The sequence below is a fragment of the Arthrobacter sp. CG_A4 genome (genome assembly GCF_035985125.1).
GTDB lineage: Bacteria > Actinomycetota > Actinomycetes > Actinomycetales > Micrococcaceae > Arthrobacter.
In genome coordinates this window covers 32,493-54,746 of the sequence record NZ_JAXCID010000028.1, presented here as the reverse complement: position 1 = coordinate 54,746, position 22,254 = coordinate 32,493, and the positions used below count along the sequence as shown (strand labels likewise).

Here is a 22,254-nt window from a genome sequence, read left to right as displayed (position 1 = left end):
AATATCATCGTTCACCCGTCATGATTAACAGGATTCGGGGCAAAAGTCCGATTAAAACGCCGATACAGCCAAAATAAACGCGACTGTAGTACTAGGCCCCGCCCCGACAGACCGCTACGTTGCCGGGGCGGGGAACGCGGTCAGTTCCAGATGGCGTCGGCGTACTCCGGGTGGTCCACGAACGGGTTCCGGTTGCCTTGCCACACCTCATAAATGCGCTGGTTCCGACGCTGTTCAAAGGAGTCCGGCGGGTCCGTCCGGTTCCATTCCAACAACACACTCAGCTTTCCCATGTACGGCGCTGAGCCGTTGTTGACGAGGTCGTTCATTTCCAGATCGGCGAAGCCGTCGCCTCCCTCGTAGCGGACGGCCATGTACATGATCATCCTGGCCACATCGCCCTTGACGGCGTTGCGGGGCTCCCACGAATCGGCGTCGGTGTAGTTGCCCGGTGCCTCCGCGGACTGGGTGCCGCCGAGGTCAAAGTCCTTGTTGCCGCGCGCGGAGTTGACGGTGACATCGGTGGGACGCAGGTGGTGGACGTCCGTCCCGGGGCCCGTGGCGGTGCCGAAGTCGCCGTGCGACTTCGCCCAGACATGTTCCCGGTTCCAGTCATCCACGCCGCCGCCGTTGGTGGTCTTCGACTGTGAGCGGCCGGTGTACAGCAGGACCACGTTGCTGCTGTTGGCCGGGTCCTGGTCTGTGTCCTTGAGGGCGTCCCAGACCTGGTCGTAGCTGAGGCGCCGCTGACCGGAGATGATCTGGTGCAGGCTGGCCTCCAGCGCTGTCCCGGTCTTCCCTGCGGCCGGGCCGTAGTAATCGCCCGGGGTCGGGGCGGGCGTTGGCGTGGGCGTTGCTGTCGTGGTGGCTGTGGCTGTGGGCGTTGGCGACGGCGGCCCGGACAGGGCCATGCTGCCGGGACTTTTTAGCCCGGGGTGTGAGAAATAGGCCGTCAGCTGGCCGGTGACCTCGATCCTCCTGTCCAGGAGTGCAGGATTGCTCCGGAGGCCGAAGTTGGTGCGGTAGGCCGTGGTGACCTGGAGGTAGAGGATTTTTGCCGTGTTGGTCTCGGTGGCCGAGTCTGCAATCGCAATGGCCGTGTCACCAGAGAAGCCACTGCGGATCACGGTGCCCGCCGCCGTCGGCTGGCCCACAACGAAGCCGGCCACCGCCGCCGTCGAGCCGTTCTGGGTTGCGATGGCCTGGGCAACGGTGAGCGGTGTGGCGGCCTGTGATCCCGGCGCCGACGCGGACTGCGCCACCAGAGAAGCGAAGAGCAGGCTGAGGACCAGCGCGACGGCGAGCAGCGGGTTGCGTGCGGCCGTTCCGGCTCGCGCTCTTCGCAGCCGGACGGGCGGGACCGGGGGAGGCGGGGCAGCGTTCATTGGGGCTCCTTGAGGCAGGCTGATCGCCGAGGGTGACGGCACGAGTGTCATTGACAGTATTTGTCAATGACAAATCAAGATATGTCAACAACATGCTCAACGGAAGAGCCGGCAGGGCGGGGCACCGGATATTCCCTGGCAATTCAGCGGGGGTTCGGGCGCCGTTCAGCTGGCGGGCTCGCTTGATAGCGCTGTGCCTGGCTGCGGCTTTGGGGCTAGTGCGTGACAATGCTGCGCCACTGTTAGAAAGTGTTGAAGGACTGCCCGACGTCGCCCGGCCTTTGGAGGTTTCGCTGTCGAAGGCCACGGGACGGTGCCACGGGAGACTTTGCGTTGGCGGATGGCGCTCTGTCCTTCCACTTTGCGCCTGACCCCTTTGATTCTTAGAGCAGGAAGAAAGAAGCCAGCCCTATGTCTTCTGCGGCGGCGGCACGAAGGCGATGATTAGATTACCGACCTCCGCCGGCTTTCGAATCGATCGGAGAAGATCATGCTCAAGGCCCTGCTGTGCAAGCTGAACATTCAGCACGATTGGCACATCGAACACGCCGACGACGGCGCCTTATATAAGCGCTGCAAACGTTGCGGCAAGGACGACGACCGCGGAGGCGGGGGGACCGGCGCCCCCGGAGCCTGGGCCGGTCCGGCTGGGATGGGCCAAGGTGTTACGAAATCGCGAGACGCTTTCAGCTCCCCCGGCCGGATTGTCCTGCCGCCCGCGGGACCGGGGCAAAAGTCCGGCCGCGGGGCGCCGGCCTCAGCACCCCGCGAGATCCCGGTCAAAGAGCCTGACACTATCTGAGACGGATTCCCCTGCTGCCCGGGCTGCGGGTAGCATCCCTTAGGACCACGTAACCCGGCTCACAGTATCCAACGCAGTGTACGAGCCAAGTCGACCCCTCGAGAGATAGTTTCCATGGCTGACACTGCAATGAATCCCGGCACCGATCTGGCCTCCGAGCTGCGGGCCGACGTCCGCCGGGTGTCCACCCTCCTCGGCGAATCCCTTGTCCGCCAGCATGGCCCCGAGCTCCTGGACCGGGTGGAACAGGTGCGCCTGCTGACCAAGGAATCCAAGGAGGCCGCCCGGGGCGGTGCCGATGCGACCGGGCCGTGGAGTTCGTACGACGTCGTCGCGCAGGTCCGCGAGCTGCTCGGCTCCCTGCCCCTTGAGCAGGCCACCGACCTGGTCCGTGCCTTCGCCTTCTACTTCCACCTGGCCAACGCCGCCGAGCAGGTCCACCGCGTCCGCGGGCTGCGCAACCGCCGGGAAAAGGACGGCTGGCTCGCCAGGGCCGTCGCCGACATCGCGGCCCAGGCCGGAACCGCCGTGCTGCAGGAAGTCGTCAACGAGCTCGACGTCCGGCCGATCTTTACCGCGCACCCCACCGAGGCCTCCCGCCGCTCCGTGCTGGACAAGGTCCGCCGGCTCTCCGACATCCTCGCCGAGTCCACGAAGGACGGCACCTCCGCGCGCCGCCGGCAGGACCGCCAGCTCGCTGAGGTAATCGACCAGATGTGGCAGACGGACGAGCTCCGACAGGTCCGCCCCACACCGGTGGACGAGGCACGGAACGCGATCTACTACCTCACCGGTATCCTCACCGATGCCATGCCGGAAATGCTCTCCGACCTTTCCGACCTCCTCGGCGAGCACGGTGTCACGCTGCCGGCGGAGAAGGCACCGATCCGCTTCGGGTCCTGGATCGGCGGTGACAGGGACGGTAACCCCAACGTCACCGCTGCCGTCACCCGCGAGGTCCTGCAGCTCCAGAACCAGCACGCCGTCCGGATCAGCATCGGCCTGATCGACGGGCTCATCTCCATCCTCTCCAACTCGACGGCGCTCGCCGGGGCGGACCGGCAACTGCTGGACTCGATCGACGTCGACCTCAAGAACCTCCCGGGGCTGGACCCCAGGGTTCTGGAGCTCAACGCCCAGGAGCCGTACCGACTCAAACTCACCTGTATCAAGGCCAAACTGCTCAACACCGCGCGGCGCGTGGCGGCCGGCTCGGCGCATGAGCCGGGCCGCGACTACACAGCCACCGCGGAGCTCCTGGCCGAGCTGGGACTTCTGGAGCACTCGCTGCGGAACCACCATGGCGCACTTGCGGCCGACGGCGCCCTGGCCCGGGTCCGCCGCGCCATCGCCTCCTTCGGCCTGCACCTGGCCACCCTGGACATCCGCGAGCACGCCGACTACCACCATGACGCCGTCGGGCAGCTGATGGACCGGCTCGGCGGTCCGGGCGTCCGGTACGCGGAACTGAGCCGGCCCGAGCGGCTCGAGGTGCTGGGCTCGGAGCTGGCCTCCCGCCGCCCGCTCTCCGGCCACCCGATCAAGCTCGACGGCGTCGCGGACGGCACGTACGACGTCTTCCGTGAGATCCGGCGGGCCTTACGGACCTACGGCCCCGACGTCATCGAAACGTACATCATCTCGATGACCCGCGGCGCGGACGACGTCCTGGCCGCGGCCGTGCTGGCCCGCGAGGCCGGGCTCGTGAGTCTCTTCGGCGAGGCCCCGTACGCCAGGATCGGCTTCGCCCCGCTGCTGGAGACCGTGGAGGAACTGCGGGCCTCGGCCGAGATCGTGGACCGGCTGCTCGCCGACTCCTCCTACCGCGAGCTGGTCCGGCTCCGCGGGGACGTGCAGGAAGTCATGCTCGGCTACTCGGACTCCAACAAGGAATCCGGCGTGATGACCAGTCAGTGGGAGATCCACAAGACCCAGCGCAAACTGCGCGATGTCGCGGCGAAGCACGGCGTCCGGGTGCGTCTCTTCCACGGCCGCGGCGGCTCCGTGGGCCGCGGCGGCGGGCCGACCTATGACGCGATCATGGCCCAGCCCAACGGTGTCTTGGAGGGCGAAATCAAGTTCACCGAGCAGGGCGAAGTCATTTCGGACAAGTACTCCCTGCCCGAGCTGGCCCGTGAGAACCTGGAACTCTCCCTCGCGGCGGTCATGCAGGGATCCGCGCTGCACCGAACTCCGCGCACCTCGGAGGACCAGCGCGAGCGCTACGCCCACGTCATGGAGACCATCTCCGACGCCGCGTTTGCCCGGTACCGGACGCTGATCGATGATCCGGACCTGCCCGCCTACTTCATGGCGTCGACCCCGGTGGAGCAGCTGGGTTCGCTGAACATCGGCTCGCGGCCGTCCAAGCGGCCCGATTCCGGTGCTGGGCTCGAGGGCCTGCGTGCCATCCCGTGGGTGTTCGGCTGGACCCAGTCGCGGCAGATCGTGCCGGGCTGGTTCGGCGTCGGCTCCGGGCTGCGGGCAGCCCGCGACGCCGGAAACTCGGCCCAGCTGGTGGAGATGATGGAGCGCTGGCCGTTCTTCCGCTCCGTGCTCTCCAACGTGGAAATGACGCTGGCAAAGACGGACATGGACATCGCAGGCTACTACGTCTCCACCCTGGTCCCGGCGGAGCTGCACCACCTGTTCCGCGCCATCAGGGCCGAATACGAGCTGACCGTGGCCGAGCTCCAGAAGCTCACCGGCGAGGACCTGCTCCTGGACGCCCAGCCCACGCTTAAACGCTCACTGGAGATCCGGGACCAGTACCTGGATCCGATCAGCTACCTGCAGGTGGAGCTGCTGCGCCGCGTGCGGGCCGAGGCGGCGGGCTGCACATCCGGGGCCGGGATCGACGAGCGCCTCCAGCGCGCCATGCTGATCACCGTCAACGGAGTCGCCGCGGGCCTGCGCAACACGGGGTAACCGTCACCCGATTTTGACGCTCCCGCACGTTCCGCCGTGCTTTTCGTGGCACGCCCTCACCTCAGGTGAAGAGGCGTCGGCGGGGCGGATAGGGTTGTTCCATGCCGTCGTTCCAGAGCAGACTCAAGATCACCGGGCTCAAGCCGGGCAACCCGCCGGAGGCCGTGATGGCGGCAGCCGTGGAGGCACTGGAGACGCGGCACCATGTCGAGGCGAACCAGCTGGAGCTGGCCGGCGGCGTGCCGCAATTGAGTCTGCGATTCCTGGTGGAAGCCACCTCGTACAGCGGCGAGAACAACCAGGCGCGGGAGTCGGCGGCGATGATGCGCGACGCCGTCGAACGCGTTGCGGTGACCGGAAACCTGACTGTGCTCCGCCGCAACCGGGGCCGCTGGGCGCCGGTCTAGCCCGCAAGGGGAGGAGCCGGCGTCAGAAATCCAGTTCCTGCTCCGGGCCCTCCACGGGGGAGCGGTCGCCCCGGCGCCGGGTGATGACAATGCCGATGACGACGCCGATCACGATCCCGAGGCCGACGCCGATCAGCGAGCTCGCCCAGAACGGCAGGCCGGTGGCCGCTCCCGTCACGTAGCCGAGGCCCACCGACCAGACCGCCCAGAGAATCCCGCCGAGGGCGGCGCAGAGGCTGAAGCCGCGGGTGGAGACGTTGGCGATGCCGGCGGCTGCCGTCGTCGCCAGCCTCCCGCCGGGGATGAACCGGACGCCGATGATCGCACCGTAGGTGGAGGACCGGCCGGCCTTTCCGATGGCTCTGTGCACGGCCTGATGAAACGTGCGGCCCCAGCGCCAGCGGTCCAGCACATGGCTCAGCCGACGTTTGAAGAGCTGGAACACCAGGATGTCGCCGAGCCAGGACGCGAGGGCCGCGAGGACCACGAGGAGGAACGCGTTGACCCGGCCATCCGCCGCCAGGGCGCCGCCGGTGATCACCACCATTTCGGATGGAACAGGCGGGAAGATGGCGTCGCTCATGACGATGGGGATCACCCAGAAATAGATCGCGGCGCCCCAAGCGTCCACGTTGCCTAAGTCCATGGGCACAAGGTATCGCACTTCCGGGGTTCGCCGTGTCCTGACGGGCCGCAGCCTTCCCTAACCGCGGGAGGGGCCCCAGCAGCGGAGCTACGGTGCCTCGCTGAGCTCCAGCCCGCTGCGGAATTCCGCGGCCGTGCCGGTGATGGGGTCAACGAAGCTGATGCCGCGGGCCAGGAGCTGCAGCGGCTTGGTGTAATCGTCCGGGGCCTTGTCCAGCAGCTCCGGATAGAAGGCGTCGTTGACGATTCCCAGTCCCAGCGACGCCATATGCACACGAAGCTGGTGGGTCTTTCCCGAGTGCGGCTCCAGCCGGTACAGCGTGCGGCGCTGGCTGGCCTGTCGCTGGCAAGTGTTGTCGGATGCGGCGTTGGGCCCGGCGTCCGGGCCGGCGTCGAACGTCCGCAGCTGCTCGATGCGGGTCTCCGCGTTGGGCTCGCCGCCGATCACCTCGGCAAGCAGGTAGCTGCGGGACTTCGTCATCCGGTTGCGGACCACCACAGGGAAGTCGACGGCAGGGTGCCCGGCGGCGGGCTCGGCCGCGGCGACGCACTCGTACTCCTTGCGCACCTGGCGCTTTTCGAAGAGCACCTGGTACTTGCCCCGGGTCTCGGGGTTGGTGGAGAGCAGCAGGATGCCGGCCGTCATGCGGTCCAGTCGGTGCATCGGGATGAGATCCGGCAGCCCGAGCTGGTTCCGGAGCCGGACCAGGGCCGACTCCTGGATGTAGGTGCCGCCGGGTGTCGTGGGCAGGAAGTGCGGCTTGTCCACCACGAGGAGGTGATCGTCCTGGTGCAGGATGTTCAGTTCCACGGGAATCCGGGTCTCCGGCGGCAGCGTGCGGTAATACCAGATGAAGGTGTTGTCCCGCATCGGCGTGGTGCGGTCCAGCGCGGTGCCGGCCTCGCCGACGATCTCCCCGGCGTCGAACCGGTCCTCGATGCCCTGCGGGTCGATGTGGCCCCAGCGGTGCATCATGTAGTCCATCGCGGTGTCCCAGGGGCCCTCGTCCGGGAGGCGGAGACGGGTGGCGTTGACGCCGTCGCGCACGGGAAGGGGGGATCGCATCACCGACCCATTCTACTTCGCCTGTGCCCTCCCCCCACCCCGGCCCTCGCCCCGCCCGCACCCCGCCCGCACCTCGCCCGCACCCGCCATTTCGACGGTTCCCCGCCGGCTAGATGCTTCCGGGCATCGAACCGGAAGGAAACCGTCGAAACGGCGAACCGACGGCAAAAAAGGTCTTGACAAATAAAACTGTCGGAGGCCAGACTTGAGCCATGTTGGACATCGAAGTGATTGAGGACCCGGCCGCGGCGGAGGCCTCGCTGGACCCCATCCGCACCCGGATCCTGCTGGAGCTGGCCGAACCAGGCTCGGCCACGCAGCTCGCGGCCAAGGTGGGGCTTTCGCGGCAGAAGGTGAACTACCACCTGAAGGCCCTGGAGCGGCACGGTCTGGTCGAACTCGTCGAGGAGCGCCGGAAGGGCAACGTCACGGAGCGCATTATGCGGGCGACGGCGGCCTCGTACCTGATTTCCCCGGCGGCGCTGGCATCGGTGGCCCCGGATCCGCGCCGGTTCTCCGACCGGTTTTCCGCCTTCTGGCTGTTGGCGCTCGCCGGCCGGCTGGTCCAGGAAGTCGGCCAGTTGATCGCCGGCGCTGCGGCGGCCAGGCAGAAACTCCCCACTTTCGCGATCGACGGCGAGATTACCTTCCGGACGGCCAAGGACCGGGCTGCCTTCGCCGAGGAGTTCAGCGCCGCCGTCACCCGGCTCGTGAACAAATACGACGACGGCGCTCGCGGCGCCCCTGCGGGTGGCGGGCCAGCAGGTGGCGCCCCGGCCGGTGGCGGGCGCAGGTACCGCATCGTCGTCGCGCTTCACCCGGCACTCAAGCCATCAGTGGAAGCATCACCCCCGCAAGAATCGACGACAACCCCAACAGCAAAGGAGCAGGACAATGCCTGAGAAACGAAAATTCGAGATCGTCTACGACGCCGAACTCCCCGGCACCCCGGAGCGGGTCTGGAACGCGGTCACCAAGGACACTCCGGCCTGGATGTTCCCCACGGACGAATGGCCGGCCGTGCGGTCCGTCGAGGAGTACCCCACCCACCTGGTCTCCCGGATGGACGGCGCGGATGGATGGTTCAACCAGCTGGAGCATGTGCTGGCACCCCTCGGCGGCGGCCGGACCAAGCTGCACTACGTCCACAGCGGCATCTTCGCGGACAACTGGGACGGGCAGTACGACGGCGCCACCAAGCACACCGAGTTCTACCTGCACACCCTGGGCCAGTACCTCAAGTATTTCGACGGTAAGCCGGTGGTCTTCACCGACGTCCAGGCGCCCGCGGCTTCGCAGGCCGCTGACGGCTTTGACCGGCTCAGGAAAGCGATGGGGGTGGAGGGTGCGGCGCCGGGCGGAACCGTGGAGTTGGAGCTCGACGGCGTCGGGCGGCTCACCGGCGACGTGGACTTCGCCAACGGGAACTTCTTGGGCCTGCGGACGGCGGACACGTTGTACCGCTTCTTCGGCCGCAACGCCTTTGGCGCACCGGTGGGCATGACGGTGCACGATTTCAGCGTCGGCGGGGACTCCGAAACCACGGCAAAGACCTGGCGCGGTTTCCTGGCGAAGGTCTATGCCTAGCCCTGGTGACACCCGAACGCCCTGGCGACGCGCAAATGCCCTGGCGACGCGCAAAAACCCCGGCGACACCCGAATTCGGGTGTCGCCGGGCATTTTGCGCAGCGCAGGATAGTACGGGCGTCGCCAGACAGGGCAGCGGCTGGATTAGCCCGGCCCGCGCCCGGCCCGCGCCCGGCCCGCACCCGGCCCGCGCCCAGTCCGCGGATGGATCAGGCGATGGCAGCGGCCGGCGCGGCCGTGAGGTTCCTCCGCAGCTGGGGCGACGCCTCCAGCCGGTCCTGCGCCGCACGCAATGCCCGCACCGCAGCCTCGAGCTGCTCCGGCGGTAGAGTGAACGGCACGCGGAGGTAGTACTCAAAGGCGCCCCCCACCCCAAAGCGGGGCCCGGCGGCGAGCCTGATGCCGAAGTCAGGGGCCACCACGGCCAGTGCGGTGCTGATCGGTGCCGGCAGCCGGCACCAGACGGACAGCCCGCCGTCGGGCCGTTCGCTCTGCCAGGTGGGCAAGTTCCCGGTGATGAGTTCCAGCAGCGCATCCCGGTTGCCGCGGAGTGAGGCGAGCCGCGCCGGGAGCGGTTCCGGGAGCGCTCTGACCAGGTGGGCGGCGGCGAGCTGTTCCACTACCGGGCCGCCGAGATCCATAGTGGTCCGGGCCGCGGCGAAGCGCTGGATGAGCGGCTCGCCGGCCCGGATCCAGCCGGTCCGCAGTCCGGCCCAGTGCGACTTGCTGAGTGAACCGATGGAGACGACGGCGGGGCTGAAGGCGGCCAGCGGCATGGATGCGACGCCGTCGAGGTTTAATTCCCGCAACGTCTCATCCACTACGAGCACGGTGCCGGCCGCGGCGGCGGCACGGGCCAGCTGGCGCCGCTGGGAATCGGGCATCAGCCGCCCGGTCGGGTTGTGGAAGTCCGGCACCACGTAGGCCAGCGCGGGCCGCTGCTGTAGCAGGGCGGCCTCGAGCGCGTCCAGATCCCAGCCCGATCGGCCTGTCGGGCTGGCCGGGGGCATGGCCACCGGAACGGGGCGGCAGCCCGCGGCGCGGATGGCGTCGAGGGCATTCGGGTAGCTGGGATGTTCCAAGAGGACCTTGTCCGAGCGGCCGGCGAGGGTGCGCAGGATGATGTTCAGCGCGTGTTGGGCACCCGAGGTCACCAGGATCTGGTGCGCGCTGGTGGGCACTCCGGCCGCCGAATACCGCGCCGCGATGGCTTCCCGGAGCGCACCCACGCCGAGGGCGTCGTAGCCGAAGCCGGGCAGCAGTGCCGGCAGCTCCGTGAGGGCCGAGGCGAAAGCCCGGTGCACCACCTCGCCGCTGGCAGGCAGCGAGGCATAGGCCAGGTCGAGGATCCCGGCCGGGACAGCCAGGCCGGGGGCGCCGCTCAGGTTCGGGGTGGCGCCCGGGTTCAGGGCGCCGCCCTGATGGCTGCCCCGCGATCCCTGGTGCGGTAGGCACGTCCGGCCCCGGCTGCCCTGGCCGGTGCTGAGAAATCCCTGCTCGCGCAGCCGTGCATAGGCGGCGGTCACCGTGGTGCGGCTGTTGCCCAGCGTCGTGGCCAAGGCCCGCTCGCTGGGCAGGGCAACATCGAGGGGGATACGGCCGTCGAGGACGAGCAGACGCACGACGTCGGCCAGCTCACGGTAGGCGGGGGCGGCGCCGAGGTTCCAGTCGCCCAGCAGGCGGGCGAGGGAGCTCGGGTTCAGTGAGCCGGACATAGAACCAGTATTTCAAACTGGCTATGGATTGCAAGGCCAGTTCTCGGGGAGAATGGGCGTCATGATGACCCGCAGGCTTCTCCAGCTCCTCCTTGGCCTCGCCATGTACGGCGTATCCCTCGCGATGTTCATCCGCGCCGGGCTGGGCCTGGATCCCTGGGATGTCTTCCATCAGGGGCTCGCGGTGAAGACCGGGCTGAGTATCGGCACCGTGGTGGTCATCGTCAGCTTCCTTGTGCTGCTTCTCTGGATTCCGCTCCGGCAATGGCCCGGCATCGGCACGCTCTGCAATGCCGTGCTGGTGGGGGTGTTTGCCGACGTCGGGCTGGCGCTGATTCCGGCGTTATCGCACCTCGGCGGGCAGATCGGGATGCTTGCCGGGGCCATCCTGCTCAACGGCATCGCCTCAGCCTGCTACATCGGCGCCCGCCTGGGACCGGGTCCCCGGGACGGCCTGATGACCGGACTGGCCCGGCGCACCGGCTGGTCGGTGCGGGCCTCCCGGACCGGAATCGAGGTGGTGGTGCTGGGTGCCGGCTGGCTGCTTGGCGGGTCCATCGGCGTCGGCACCGTACTCTACGCACTGGCGATCGGGCCGCTCGTCCAGCTCCTGCTGCCGCGGTTCACGGTGCCGGAGTTTAAGCCGAAGGTCCCGGTGGTGGCGGCCGATCCTGCCGCCGCACGCCCCGTGCCGTAGAACGCCGAACGCGCCGCGAACGCCGGCGACGCTGGAAATCGCCGGCGACGCGCAGATTTCCGCTCGACACCGGAATTCGGGCGTCGTCAGGCAAAGAGCGCATCGCAGGATCGTTTCCGCGTCATGAGCCTAGCTAGCCGGGACCGGGCAACGGCTGGCACCTCGGGCAGTAGTAGATGTCCCGCTCTTCCGTCCCGGTGGCCTTGGCCAGGACCCCGCGGCGCGCCGGGGTCCCGCATTTCAGGCACGGCTGGTGCTCACGCCGGTAGACCCAGTAGCCGGGCAGCCCCGACTTCCGGCCAACAAGCCTGCCGCGCGGATTCATCACGGTGGTCCGGCGGCCCGGGCCCAGATTGGCTTCCAGCAGCGCCTTGGCAGTGGTGACGAGGCCGGCCAGATCGGGTACCGCGGACACAGGGAGGGCAGGGTGGACGCCGGAAAGGAAACACGCCTCGCAGCGGTATATATTGCCGATCCCCGCGAGGTTCCGCTGGTCCAGCAGCGCGACCCCGATCGGCACGTCCGGGGCCGCGCGGATCCGCCGCTCCGCCTCGGCCAGATCCCAGTCCGGGCCCAGGAGGTCCGGACCAAGGTGTCCTATGATCGAGTCTTCCTCGGAGGTGCGGACCACGTCGAGGATGCCCAGCGAGAACCCGACGGCGTCCGCCGTGGCGGTGCGCAGGACACACCGGGCGGTGAAGCCGGGCCTTCGCCAGCGCCCGCCCGGCGGATAGACCTGCCAGGTTCCCTCCATCTTGAGGTGGGAATGAATGGTCAGCCGGTCCAGTTCCGCTGGACCCCGGCCCGCCGGCCCCGGGCCTGCAGGCTCCCGGCCCGCCGGCCCCGGGCCTGCAGGCTCCCGGCCCGCCGGCCCCGGGCCTGCAGGCTCCCGACCCGCAGGACCCTGATCCGTCGGCTCTTGGCCCGCAGGACCCTGACCCGCAGGCCCCTGCAGCCGCATGAGCAGGTGCTTTCCGCGTGGCACCACCTCCTGCACGGTCCAGCCGCCGAGCTTGAGCGTGGCGAAACGCGGCACCCGGAAGTCGGAGGAGATCAGCCGCTGGCCGGCCAGTGCGGCATGGAGCTCCGCGGCCGCACGGAAGACGGAGTCGCCCTCAGGCACGGATCCTCAATCCTTTCGGGGTGGAATACGCGCCGGCGTGGGCCAGGGCGGCGGCAACGGGCGTGTCCAGGATGCCGTGCCCGTTGACTTTCTCCATGATGAGTTTGTCCACCGCGCCGCGGGTGACCACTCCCACGAGGGCGGCGCCGGCCGCGGCCAGGATCTCGGTGTCATCGTTGAAGGCCAGCAGGGTTTTGCCGCCGCGTTCCACGTAGAGGATGAGGGCGCCGTCGACCAGGACCACCAGGGCGCCGGCCTTCCGGCCCGGCCGGTGGCCCGTGCCGGCCTCGGCGTTCAAGGCGGGCCATGGCAGGGCCGCGCCGTAGGGGTTGGCGGGGTCCGTCGCGGCGAGGGCCAGTGCCACGGGCTCAGGTTTCGTGAGCTGGGTGTCCTCCGCGAACGACCGAAGCCGGTCCACCGTGGCCGGCACGGCAAACTGGGCCGCGCCGAGGTGCTCGATGAAGTAGCCGCGCCGGCACCGTCCGGCTTCCTCCAGCCGGGCCAGCACCTTGTACATCAGGCCGAAGCCGCCGAGGATGTTCTCCGCCATAACCGAGCCGCGGGTGACTACGCCGTAACGGTCGAGCAGGAGTTCGGCGGTGGCCCGGGCGTGGATGGTGGCGTCCAGTTCCGGTGCCGGCAGCGCGGACCAGCGGCCGGCGGCCATCGGGGGAGTGGACGCAGTGCCGGCTGCTGAACCGTAGCGGCCGCCGCTCAGCCCGGGGGATCCCAGCAGACCGGTGCCGTGGGCGCGTCCCAGCCGGCTCATCCGCGGCGCCCGGGCCCGCGGCGCCCGGCCCACCTGCCGGTGCGCGGTGTGGCCGCCGGCAATCAGCGCGCGCACCGGGGCGAAGGTGTCGCCGGTGATGCGGCCGGCCCACGCGAGGTCCCACAGCGCGGAGACCACATTCTGATCGCTCAGCACCGCGTCCATGCCACCCGCAATGTCCGTCAGCTGGCGGAAGAAGTAGCCGCCGCCGTTGTTCCGCAGATGGTCCAGCAGCCGCTGCTGCGCGTCGCCCGGCTCGAAGTCCACGGACGGATTGAGGGTCAGCTCGGCCGATTCGGCCAGATGCAGGCTCACCCAACCGTCATTGCCCGGCAACGAACCCGCACCGGACCATAGGACCTCGCCGGCAGCCATCAGCTCATCCAGCATGGCGGGCTGGTAACCGGCCACCCGGCCGGAAAGGATCAGGGGTTCCCAGGCCGAGGCCGGAATGGGCACCCCGGACAACTGGTCGACGGCGGTGATGATGCCGTCCAGCCCGCGCAGCGCCGACTGGCTGCGTGTGCCGGCGGTTCTGACGTTCTGCCAGGCCGGCAGGAACCGGCCGTAGGCGGCGGCGTCCACCGGCTCGACCTCGGCGCGCAGCGCGGCAAGGGAGCGGCGGCGGAGCCTGCGCAGGACCTCGGCGTCGCACCATTCGCTGACGCCGGCCAGCGAGGGGGCGCTGGGGATGCTGTGCCCGGCCCCGTCCGTGCCGCCGGCCGAAGCAGGATCCCCGGTTCCGGGGGCTTTGGCCGCTGCCGGGACTACGGCCGTTTCCGGCGCTGTGGCGTGCGGGCGGAACTCGCCCTCCACCACGCGGCCGTCTGCGGCGAGCCGTTTCAGTGCGGTGCCGACGACGGCGACGCCCAGTCCCAGCCGAATGGCCGCCTCGGCGGAGGTGAAGGGCCCGTGCGTGCGGGCGTACCGCGAAACGAGGTCGCCCAGCGGATCCGCGACAGGCTCGATGAAGGCCAGCGGGACACCCATGGGCAGCGGCACGCCAAGGGCATCGCGCAGCCGTGCGGCATCTTCCACCGCCGCGTAGCGTTCGACGCCGCCGATGTTCACCTTGATCGCGCGGTTGACGCGCTGGAGCGCGGCCAGGTGCGCGGCGGCGTCGGCGACCGGCACGTCCGGAAGGGGGTCCGCGGGCGCGGCCACCGGAAGGGGTCCGGCCACCGGGAGGGGTCCAGCCACCGGGGCGGGCCCGTCCTCCCGGGTCTCGGGTGGTCCGGCACCGGCCACGGGCGCGGAAGCCGGTTCAGCTCCGGGCGCGGACACGGCCACCGGTTCCAGCCGGGCGGCGACTTCCGCCGGGGTCAGCGGACCCAGGAGACGCAGCAGATCCGCGACGCCCTCCAGCCCGCGGACCAGCCGGTCCGGGGCGAGGCGCTGCAGCTCCCGTTCGGTGGCGTCGATGACCTTGACGTCGAGCAGTTCGCGCAGCTCTACCCGGCCCAGGAGCTCGTTGAGCAGGGTTGAATCCAGCGCCAGCGCGGCGGCCCGGCGCTCGGCCAGCGGAGAATCGCCCTCGTAGAGGAACTGTGCCACATATCCGAAGAGCAGGGACTTAGCGAACGGGGAGGGCTGCTGCGTGGTGGCCTGCACGATCCGCAGTTCGCGCCGTTCCACGGAGGCCGCGATGTCTTTCAGGGCGGGAAGATCATAGACATCCTGCAGGCATTCGCGCACCGTCTCAAGCACGATAGGGAAGGTGGGGTATTTCCGGGCGACATCCAGCAATTGGGCGGAACGCTGCCGCTGCTGCCACAAAGGCTGCCGCTTGCCCGGGTTTTGCCGAGGCAGGAGGAGTGCCCGGGCGGCGCACTCGCGGAAGCGTGAAGCGAACAGGGCGCTCCCGCCGACTTCCGCGGTCACGATCTGCTCCAGTTCCTCTGGGTCGAACAGGAACAGCTCGGCTCCGGGCGGCTCGTCCTCCATCATGGGTACGCGCAACACAATGCCGTTGTCAGCGGCCATGGCGGAGCCGTCCATTCCGTAGCGCTGATGCAGGCGCTGCCCCACGGCGAGGGCCCACGGCGCGTGGACGGGCATGCCGAAGGGGCTGTGCAGCACCACGCGCCAGTCCCCGAGTTCGTCGAGGAAGCGTTCCACAACGAGGGTCGTGTCGCTGGGCACCACCTCGGTGGCGAGCTTCTGTTCGGTGAGGTACTGGATCAGGTTGTTGGCGGCGAAATCGTCCAGTCCGCTGGCCCTGCAACGTTCGGTGGCGGGTCCGACGTCGGACGCGGAGAGTTCGCGCATGAACGCGCCGAGGGCGCGGCCAAGGTCCACGGGCCGGCCGAGGGAGTCCCCCTTCCAGAAAGGGAGTTTTCCGGGCTGTCCGAAGGCGGGCGAGACCAGGACCCGGTCATGGGTGATGTCCTCGATCTTCCAGCTCGTGGCGCCGAGGGCAAAGACATCACCCACCCGGGATTCGTAGACCATTTCCTCGTCGAGTTCGCCGACCCGCCGGCCTCCTTTGGCCGCGGCGGCGGCCGGGCTCGCGGCCCTGCCGTCGCCACTGGCGGAGCCGGCCGCGCCGGAGGAACCGGACCCCTCCACTTCGGTGCCGATGATGTAGACGCCGAACAAGCCGCGGTCCGGGATGGTCCCGCCGGAGGTTACGGCGAGCCGCTGCGCGCCCGGCCGGCCCTCAATGGTGCCGGCGTTCCGGTCCCAGATGATCCGGGGTCTTAGCTCCGCAAACTCGTCGGAGGGGTAGCGGCCCGCCAGCAGGTCCAGCGTGGCCTCGAACGCGGAGCGGGGGAGCGAGGCGAACGGAGCGGACCGCCGGACCGTGGAGAACCATTCCTCCACATCGATGGAACCAAGGGCAGTGGCCGCGACGGTCTGCTGGGCCAGGATGTCCAGCGGATTTTTCGGGACAGCGAGCCGCTCGATTTTTCCGGCGAGCATTCTCTCCACAGTGATGGCCGTGTGCACGAGGTCCGCTCGGTGTTTGGGGAACAGCACGCCCCGGGAAATCTCGCCGACCTGGTGCCCGGCACGGCCCACCCGCTGCAGCCCGCTGGCCACCGAGGGTGGGGACTCGACCTGCACCACGAGGTCCACGGCACCCATATCGATGCCGAGTTCCAGGGAGGAGGTGGCCACGACGCAGCGCAGCCGGCCGGATTTCAGGTCGTCCTCGATCAGGGCGCGCTGGTCCTTGGAAACCGAGCCGTGGTGGGCCCGGGCCAGCAGCGGATCCGCGCCGGCGGTGCTGCCGGCCTGCGCCATCATGTGCGCCGGTGTCGCGGTGGAGGAAGGCAGCGCTGCCGTGCCGGCGGGCGGCGCCGCAACCGGCACCGCATTTTGCGCCGGCGCCGTATTGGGCACCGGCTCGAAGTCCGGGGCCCCGGCGCCCGACTCGCCCCAGCCTCCGCCGGCGGCCATCAGCTGCCGCTCGGCGTAGATCTCATTGAGCCGGGCGGTCAGCCGCTCGGCGAGCCGGCGGGAATTCGCGAACACGATGGTGGACTGGTTGGCCAGGACCAGGTCCACGATCTTTTCCTCCACATGAGGCCAGATCGATGCCTGCGGCTGAAGCCCCGACGCCGGGCCGGAATCGAACGCCCCGGCCGCCCCGGGAAGATCGGACATGTCCTCCACCGGGACAGAGACCGTCAGACCCCAGTTCTTCCTGGACGGCGGCGCCACGATTTCCACCGGCGCGGAGCCGGCGAGGAACTGCGCCACGAGTTCCTTCGGCTCCACGGTGGCCGAGAGCCCGATCCGTTGGGCCGGCTTAGGCAGCAGTTCGTCGAGGCGTTCCAGCGATACGGCCAGGTGCGCGCCGCGTTTGGTGCCGGCGACGGCGTGGACCTCGTCGACGATGATGGTGTCCACCTCGGCCAGCGTCTCCCGCGCCTTGGAGGTCAGCATCAGGAAGAGCGATTCGGGCGTGGTGATGAGGATATCCGGCGGGTGGCTGAGCAGCGAGCGGCGGTCCGACGCCGGGGTGTCGCCGGAGCGGACACCGACAGTGATGAGCGGCGCGGGCAGGCCAAGGCGTTTGGCGGTCTGGGTGATGCCGATCAGCGGCGCGCGGAGGTTGCGTTCGACGTCGACCCCGAGGGCCTTGAGCGGGGAGATATACAGCACCCGGGTTTTCCGCTTGGGGGCCTTCTGCCGGGAAGCTTTTGCGGCGCCGGGCCCCGGCAGCACTGGCGGCTCGGCGGGGGCGAGTGGATCTGCCGGTGCGGAGACGAGCAGCCGGTCCAGCGCCCACAGGAACGCCGCGAGCGTCTTGCCCGAGCCCGTGGGAGCGACCACAAGGGCGTGCGAGCCGGAGGAGATGGCGTTCCAGGCGCCGCCCTGGGCCGGGGTGGGCGCGGCAAATGCACCCAGGAACCAGTCCCGGGTCGGACGGCTGAACCGGTCCATGGCATCGGCAGCGAGTACGCCGCCGGAGAGCTCCTGGCGCGTCATTCCTCCATCATGCCCTAAGGTGCCGACAGGAAATGGCGGGTGGTAATCCGGGCGGCATAAGCAAACTTGGCACCGCCGCCGCGGGAAGTTGCGGGACGGTGCCGCCGCGAGCGGCCCAGACCCCCGCGAGGTGAGACTTTGCGCCCATGATTCAGGCGGGCATGGGCGCGAAACCTCACCTCGGCGACAGCGGAGCTACCTGGCCTTGAACGCGCTGATGGTCAACAGCTCGGGACCGGCGTTGCTGCAGGCGTCCCTGGGCTGGGCGAGGAACAGGGATGCGGTGTCCTCCGGCGGGTAGATCCGGAAGCCTGCCGCGGGAACGACGGTGCAGTCGGAGTAGTTCCGGGCCTGGGTGTAGCGCAGGGTGGCGGTTCCGGCCTGGCCCGGCGCGAGCAGCACATCGGCGGACGGCATGGCCGTGTCACGGGACGCTGCGGCACCAATCGCGGCGCCGGCGGCATCGGCGGTGAGGGAGACGCCGGCGAAGCCCTTCAGCAGGCACGGCTCGGCGCCGGAGTTCGTCAGGATCAGCTGCATGTAGACGCTGCCGGCCGCGCCGCCGCCGGTGGAATCGGTGCCGGCGGTGAGGCCGGCAGCCTTGCAGAGGACGGGGCCGGCCTGGGTGGTCGCCTGCGCCGCGGGAGCCGACGAAGCGGGAGCCGACGAAGCGGGACCACTTGCCGCGCCCGTGCCAGTGGCCGGGGGCGGGCTGGCGGGCTGGCTAGCGGAGCTGGCCGGGGAGGACGCCGGGGTGCCGGACGTCTGGGACTGGGCTGTGCCGCCGCCCCCGCAGCCGCTGAGCAAGAGCGCTGCCGCTGCTGCCGCCGTCGTAAATACCAGTCTCGTGTTGATTCGCTGAGCCGTCATGGCACTACCTTCATGCCCGTTGTGGCCCGAGTCAACGACGCCACGACGGCGGCGCCCGATTGATGCCCGGATTGTGATTTCCGGGCATCAACCGAGGTCAGCAACTCCCTGGGTGCGGAGCCGGGTGCCGGAGCGCGGACCGGCACGGGCCCGTCCCTCCAGCTCCGCAGCAATGCCACACCGCCCAGCGCCAGGCCGCCGGCTCCGGCAACGAGTCCGGCCCAGCTGCGGGCCTGGGCGCCGTCGTCGCCCGCCGCGCCGCCGTCGCCCGCCGCGCCGCCGTCGCCCGCCGCGCCGCCGGGGACGGTACCGGACGCAGCGCCGGAGATGGTGTCGGAGCCGGCGGCCGCCTGGGCGCTGTGCCCGGCAGGTGCGGCAGCCTCAGTGACCGCGACGGACGGAGCCGGTGCCTTCAGCGAGTGCGGGTCCTGGCCCTCCTGCGGAATCTGCGACCAGTCGGTCTGGCCCTGCTCGCAGTTCTGCAGGGTGGGAAAGTAGAGCGTCTTCCCGGCCACATCGGGCAGTTTCACGGACAGCACGACGGCGTCACGGAGGGCCGGTTCCAGCGGCGCCTTTGCGGTGTAGACGATCTGGCTGGTCCGCTTGGTGATGGAAGTCCCGTCCGCCAGTTTCTTGGCCTCGGGCAGCTGCTCGGTGACCTTCTGGACCGTCCAGTTCGGGTTTACCGTGGGCTGGGCGTCGTTGAGTTCGGCGGGCAGCGTGATGGTCACCTTCGTGGTGCCGGCGGCATCGCAGCCGTGCGGGATGCCGAAGGTGAGCAGGGCGTAAGAGTTCGCGGCGGTCTTGTCCGGGGTGACCCCCACGTGGGCCGAGGCGCCGCTGATGCCGGCGAGCATAAGGGCGGCGGTTCCGCCGGCCACGGCCGTCGCGGTGAGGGCGCGACGGCGGAGGGTTGGTTTCTGGGAGGTCTTCAAGAGCAGGTTCCTTTCGGGCGTGCGCGCGGCACGGCGGGCGGGCGCACAAAAAATGGGATGGCACGGCAAAGCCCCGCCGTGTCGTCGGCAGGATCAGCCGCGGCCGATCAGGAAGGTCAGGAAAGCACGACGGCGGGCGGGCCGCGGCGGCAATCGCGCCGGAGGTTCCGCCAGGGGAGCGGGGCGGCCTCCGCGGGCCAGCCGGCCGCGACAGGCGCCTCGCCGGCGTCGGGCTTCACCGGTGCGGGGAGCCGCAGCAGCGGGCGGAGCCACGCGGCGAGCGACCACAGCGCGGCCTCACCCCTCGCAAGGAGCAGGGCGCAGGCGAGCGTTGCCAGCGCGTGGCCGGCAAACATCAGCAGCGGAAGTGTCGAGCCCAGTGCAGGCAGCTGGAGATGGATCTGGTCTGCGGCGACCGGTGCGAGGGTTGCGCCGGCGTGATGCGCGGACCCGATCGCGCCGGCCGGCACCTGCCCGCTGAGGGCGAAAGCCTCGTGCAGCATGAGCTGCCCGGCGCCAAGCAGGGCCGCCAGGGCGGGGAAGCTGAGCTTCAGCCGGGTGGCGGCGGTGGAGGCCAGCCCGGTCAGGGCCAGTAACGCCAGCAGGATTCCCGGGACGGGGAGTTCCCCGCCGGCCAGAGTATGGGCGCCGGCGGCGAGGGAAACAACCGTGAGTGCCACCATGGCCGAGCGTAAGGCGTGGAACGGTGCTCTTGCGGCTGTACGCACGGAGCACTCCCTTCACCAGCGGCGGCCTATGGTTACGCCCGCTGGCGCTACCGTCCGCGGGCTGTCCCCTGATTCTAGCGGCGAATTCTTGCCGGCGCCGCGAAATGCCCGTGCCGCGAAGGGTAACGTCAGGGCCGGACGCCGGGTGCCACCTTCCGTCCCTGGACGGCCGAGTAGGTCTTCCGGAGCGCCGCGATCGAGGCGTCGTAGGACTGCTGGGCGACGCCGACAAACAGGCAGTCGGTGACCATCATTTGAGCCATCCGGCTGCCGAGTGCCCCGGAGCGGAACGGGCTCTCGCGTGCGGCCGTGGTCAGCACGATTTCGGCGAGATGGGCCAGCGGTGAGTCGGAATGGTTGGTGATGGCGACGGTCCGGGCGCCTGCCTCGCCGGCGATGCGCAGGGCCTCGATCGTGTCCAGGGTCGAACCGGAATGCGAGATGGCTACCGCCACACTCCCGGCGTCGAGCAGGGCCGCTGACGTCCAGGCCGAATGGGCGTCGGACCAGCTGTGCGCCGTCATCCCGATCCGGTGGAACTTCTGCTGCAGGTCCTGGCCCACCCAGGCGCTGGCACCGACGCCGAAGATGTCGATCCGTTTCGCGCCGGACAGCGCGGCGACGGCGTCCGCGAGCCTGGCGACGTCGAGGACCTGGGCGGTATCGGCGATGGACATCGTCTCGTTGAAGGCAATTTTGGACACCACATCCTGTAGCGAGTCGGTTTTCGCAATGTCCTCGTACATCTCTGCGCTCACATTGGCGACAGCCTGTTCGCGGGTGGTTTCCCGGGCCAGGTCCAGCCGGAAGTCCGAGTAGCCCTGGTAGCCGATCTTCTTGTAGAAGCGGACCACCGAGGTTGTCGATGTCCTGCATTTCTCGGCGAGTTCACCGATCGACAGGGTGGCCGCGAGGGCCGGCTCGGCGAGGACAGTGTTGCCGATGGATTGCTCGGAAGGGCGCAGCGAGGGCAGTGCCGCCCGGATCCGGACCAGGACGGTCCGCGACGATATGTTTCCTGTCACTGCGCTCACGGGAGGCCGTCCTTCAGCTGGGGGGCACTGAAAGCCCCGCGGTGCCAGCGGAAGATTCCGGTCCTGGCGTGTAACAAGATTACACAGACAAGCGCTGAGTTGTAAGCGATTGACACAACGGCACCCAGCCCGTAAGTTCTCAGGTGACGCACATCACGGAACGCCTTCTGAGAGACGGGAAAATCGGTGAGTTCAGAGAACCACACCAGCGCACAGTTGAGCAGCGCCTGGCTCGATATCAGCACCGAGGGGAGAAACCCGCGGACACTGGACCTGGACCAGCGGACCACGCTCGGCATCCTGGAGGCGCTCAACGATGAGGACCGGATCGCGCCGGCGGCCGTCCGGCAGGTGCTGCCGGTAATGGCCCTGCTGGTTGAGGCCGCGGCGCAGGCGGTCGCCGACGGCGGACGGGTGCACTACTTCGGCGCCGGAACCTCGGGGCGGCTGGGGATCATCGACGCGGCAGAGCTGATGCCCACCTTCAACCTGGCCGAGGGCACCGTCATCGCCCACCATGCCGGTGGCTCCGCAGCGCTGGTCCGCGCCGTCGAGAACCTTGAGGACTCCTGGGAGGCCGGCCTCGCGGACGCCGCAGACGTCAGGGCCGGCGACGTCGTCATCGGCATTGCCGCTTCGGGGCGCACGCCCTACGTGGGCGGGGCGCTGGACCGTGCCCGCCGGCTCGGCGTTCCCACCGCGCTGATGACCTGCGCCGTGAACCCGGAGCTCGGGCCGCTGGCCGACTTCGTGCTCGCTGCCGATACCGGCCCGGAAGCCCTGGCCGGTTCAACCAGGCTCAAGGCCGGGACCGCTCAGAAGATGATGCTCAACAGCTTCTCCACCGCGCTGATGATCCGGCTCGGCAAGACCTGGTCGAACCTGATGGTCTCGGTGCTGGCCACCAACGAAAAACTCCGGGCCCGGACGGTCCGGATCCTGATGGAAGCCACGGGGCAGGGCGAGGAGCCCTGCCGCGCCGCGCTTGCAGCGTCCGACGGCGACCTGAAGGTGGCGCTCGTGTCGATGCTCACCGAAACCGGCCCGGGCCGGTCACGGGACGCCATCGATGCCGTTGGCGGCGGCGTGCGCGACGCCGTCGACTCCCTCGCCGTCTGACACCGGC

Annotated in this window: 15 protein-coding genes and 1 pseudogene; 6 read left to right on the top strand and 10 right to left on the bottom strand. The window is 69.4% G+C overall.

Annotated elements, in window-relative coordinates:
- Positions 1-140 precede the first annotated feature (140 nt).
- Entirely contained in the window at positions 141-1,385 is a 1,245-nt protein-coding gene (locus tag RCH07_RS12775) for an endonuclease (protein WP_326967850.1), read from the bottom strand.
- 916 nt (positions 1,386-2,301) lie between these two features.
- Here RCH07_RS12775 and ppc point away from each other — a divergent pair.
- A complete protein-coding gene (gene ppc, locus RCH07_RS12770) occupies positions 2,302-5,115 on the top strand; it encodes a phosphoenolpyruvate carboxylase (protein ID WP_326967849.1) in 2,814 nt (937 codons plus the stop codon).
- A gap of 101 nt (positions 5,116-5,216) precedes the next feature.
- A complete protein-coding gene (locus tag RCH07_RS12765; RefSeq protein WP_326967848.1) occupies positions 5,217-5,522 on the top strand; it encodes a hypothetical protein in 306 nt (101 codons plus the stop codon).
- 22 nt (positions 5,523-5,544) lie between these two features.
- Here the strand turns inward: RCH07_RS12765 and RCH07_RS12760 are convergent, their stop codons facing one another.
- Both RCH07_RS12760 and RCH07_RS12755 read right to left on the bottom strand, forming a co-directional pair.
- Entirely contained in the window at positions 5,545-6,168 is a 624-nt protein-coding gene (locus RCH07_RS12760) for a DedA family protein (RefSeq protein WP_326967847.1), read from the bottom strand.
- An 87-nt stretch (positions 6,169-6,255) separates the two neighbouring features.
- A complete protein-coding gene (locus tag RCH07_RS12755) occupies positions 6,256-7,233 on the bottom strand; it encodes an RluA family pseudouridine synthase (protein ID WP_326967852.1) in 978 nt (325 codons plus the stop codon).
- A 212-nt stretch (positions 7,234-7,445) separates the two neighbouring features.
- Between RCH07_RS12755 and RCH07_RS12750 the strand changes: the two genes are divergently transcribed.
- Together RCH07_RS12750 and RCH07_RS12745 are read left to right on the top strand one after the other, a co-directional pair.
- On the top strand, positions 7,446-8,135 hold the full coding sequence (locus RCH07_RS12750; RefSeq protein WP_326967846.1) for an ArsR/SmtB family transcription factor: 690 nt from the start codon (positions 7,446-7,448) through the stop codon (positions 8,133-8,135).
- Positions 8,128-8,820 carry an SRPBCC domain-containing protein gene (locus RCH07_RS12745; RefSeq protein ID WP_326967845.1) on the top strand — a complete coding sequence of 231 codons (693 nt, stop codon included), beginning with the start codon at positions 8,128-8,130 and terminating at the stop codon, positions 8,818-8,820. The genes RCH07_RS12750 and RCH07_RS12745 overlap by 8 nt, the downstream gene beginning before the upstream one ends.
- A 209-nt stretch (positions 8,821-9,029) precedes the next feature.
- On the opposite strand, the gene yczR is transcribed toward RCH07_RS12745, so the two are convergent.
- On the bottom strand, positions 9,030-10,535 hold the full coding sequence (yczR, locus tag RCH07_RS12740) for a MocR-like transcription factor YczR (RefSeq protein WP_326967844.1): 1,506 nt from the start codon (positions 10,533-10,535) through the stop codon (positions 9,030-9,032).
- A 61-nt stretch (positions 10,536-10,596) separates the two neighbouring features.
- Between yczR and yczE the strand changes: the two genes are divergently transcribed.
- The gene (yczE, locus tag RCH07_RS12735; RefSeq protein ID WP_326967843.1) at positions 10,597-11,232 is read left to right on the top strand and encodes a membrane protein YczE; all 636 of its coding nucleotides are present in this window, start codon (positions 10,597-10,599) and stop codon (positions 11,230-11,232) included.
- A 133-nt stretch (positions 11,233-11,365) separates the two neighbouring features.
- Here the strand turns inward: yczE and RCH07_RS12730 are convergent, their stop codons facing one another.
- The 6 genes and pseudogenes from RCH07_RS12730 to RCH07_RS12705 all read right to left on the bottom strand — a co-directional run bounded on the left by RCH07_RS12730 (position 11,366) and on the right by RCH07_RS12705 (position 21,128).
- Positions 11,366-12,355, bottom strand: coding sequence for an Fpg/Nei family DNA glycosylase (locus RCH07_RS12730; RefSeq protein ID WP_326967842.1), 990 nt, complete (start codon positions 12,353-12,355; stop codon positions 11,366-11,368).
- On the bottom strand, positions 12,348-17,561 hold the full coding sequence (locus RCH07_RS12725; RefSeq protein WP_326967841.1) for an Lhr family ATP-dependent helicase: 5,214 nt from the start codon (positions 17,559-17,561) through the stop codon (positions 12,348-12,350). The genes RCH07_RS12730 and RCH07_RS12725 overlap by 8 nt, the downstream gene beginning before the upstream one ends.
- Before the next feature lie 195 nt (positions 17,562-17,756).
- The gene (locus RCH07_RS12720; protein WP_326967840.1) at positions 17,757-18,431 is read right to left on the bottom strand and encodes a DUF4232 domain-containing protein; all 675 of its coding nucleotides are present in this window, start codon (positions 18,429-18,431) and stop codon (positions 17,757-17,759) included.
- Positions 18,432-18,595: 164 nt separating this feature from the next.
- Positions 18,596-19,288 (bottom strand): annotated as a pseudogene (locus tag RCH07_RS12715) (YcnI family copper-binding membrane protein); the annotation flags it as partial.
- 194 nt (positions 19,289-19,482) lie between these two features.
- On the bottom strand, positions 19,483-20,094 hold the full coding sequence (locus tag RCH07_RS12710) for a hypothetical protein (RefSeq protein ID WP_326967838.1): 612 nt from the start codon (positions 20,092-20,094) through the stop codon (positions 19,483-19,485).
- Between the two features lie 128 nt (positions 20,095-20,222).
- Positions 20,223-21,128, bottom strand: coding sequence for a MurR/RpiR family transcriptional regulator (locus RCH07_RS12705; RefSeq protein ID WP_326967837.1), 906 nt, complete (start codon positions 21,126-21,128; stop codon positions 20,223-20,225).
- Between the two features lie 186 nt (positions 21,129-21,314).
- Here RCH07_RS12705 and RCH07_RS12700 point away from each other — a divergent pair, with 186 nt between their 5' ends.
- Complete coding sequence (locus tag RCH07_RS12700) at positions 21,315-22,247, top strand: N-acetylmuramic acid 6-phosphate etherase (protein ID WP_326967836.1); 933 nt, start codon at positions 21,315-21,317, stop codon at positions 22,245-22,247.
- Positions 22,248-22,254 lie beyond the last annotated feature (7 nt).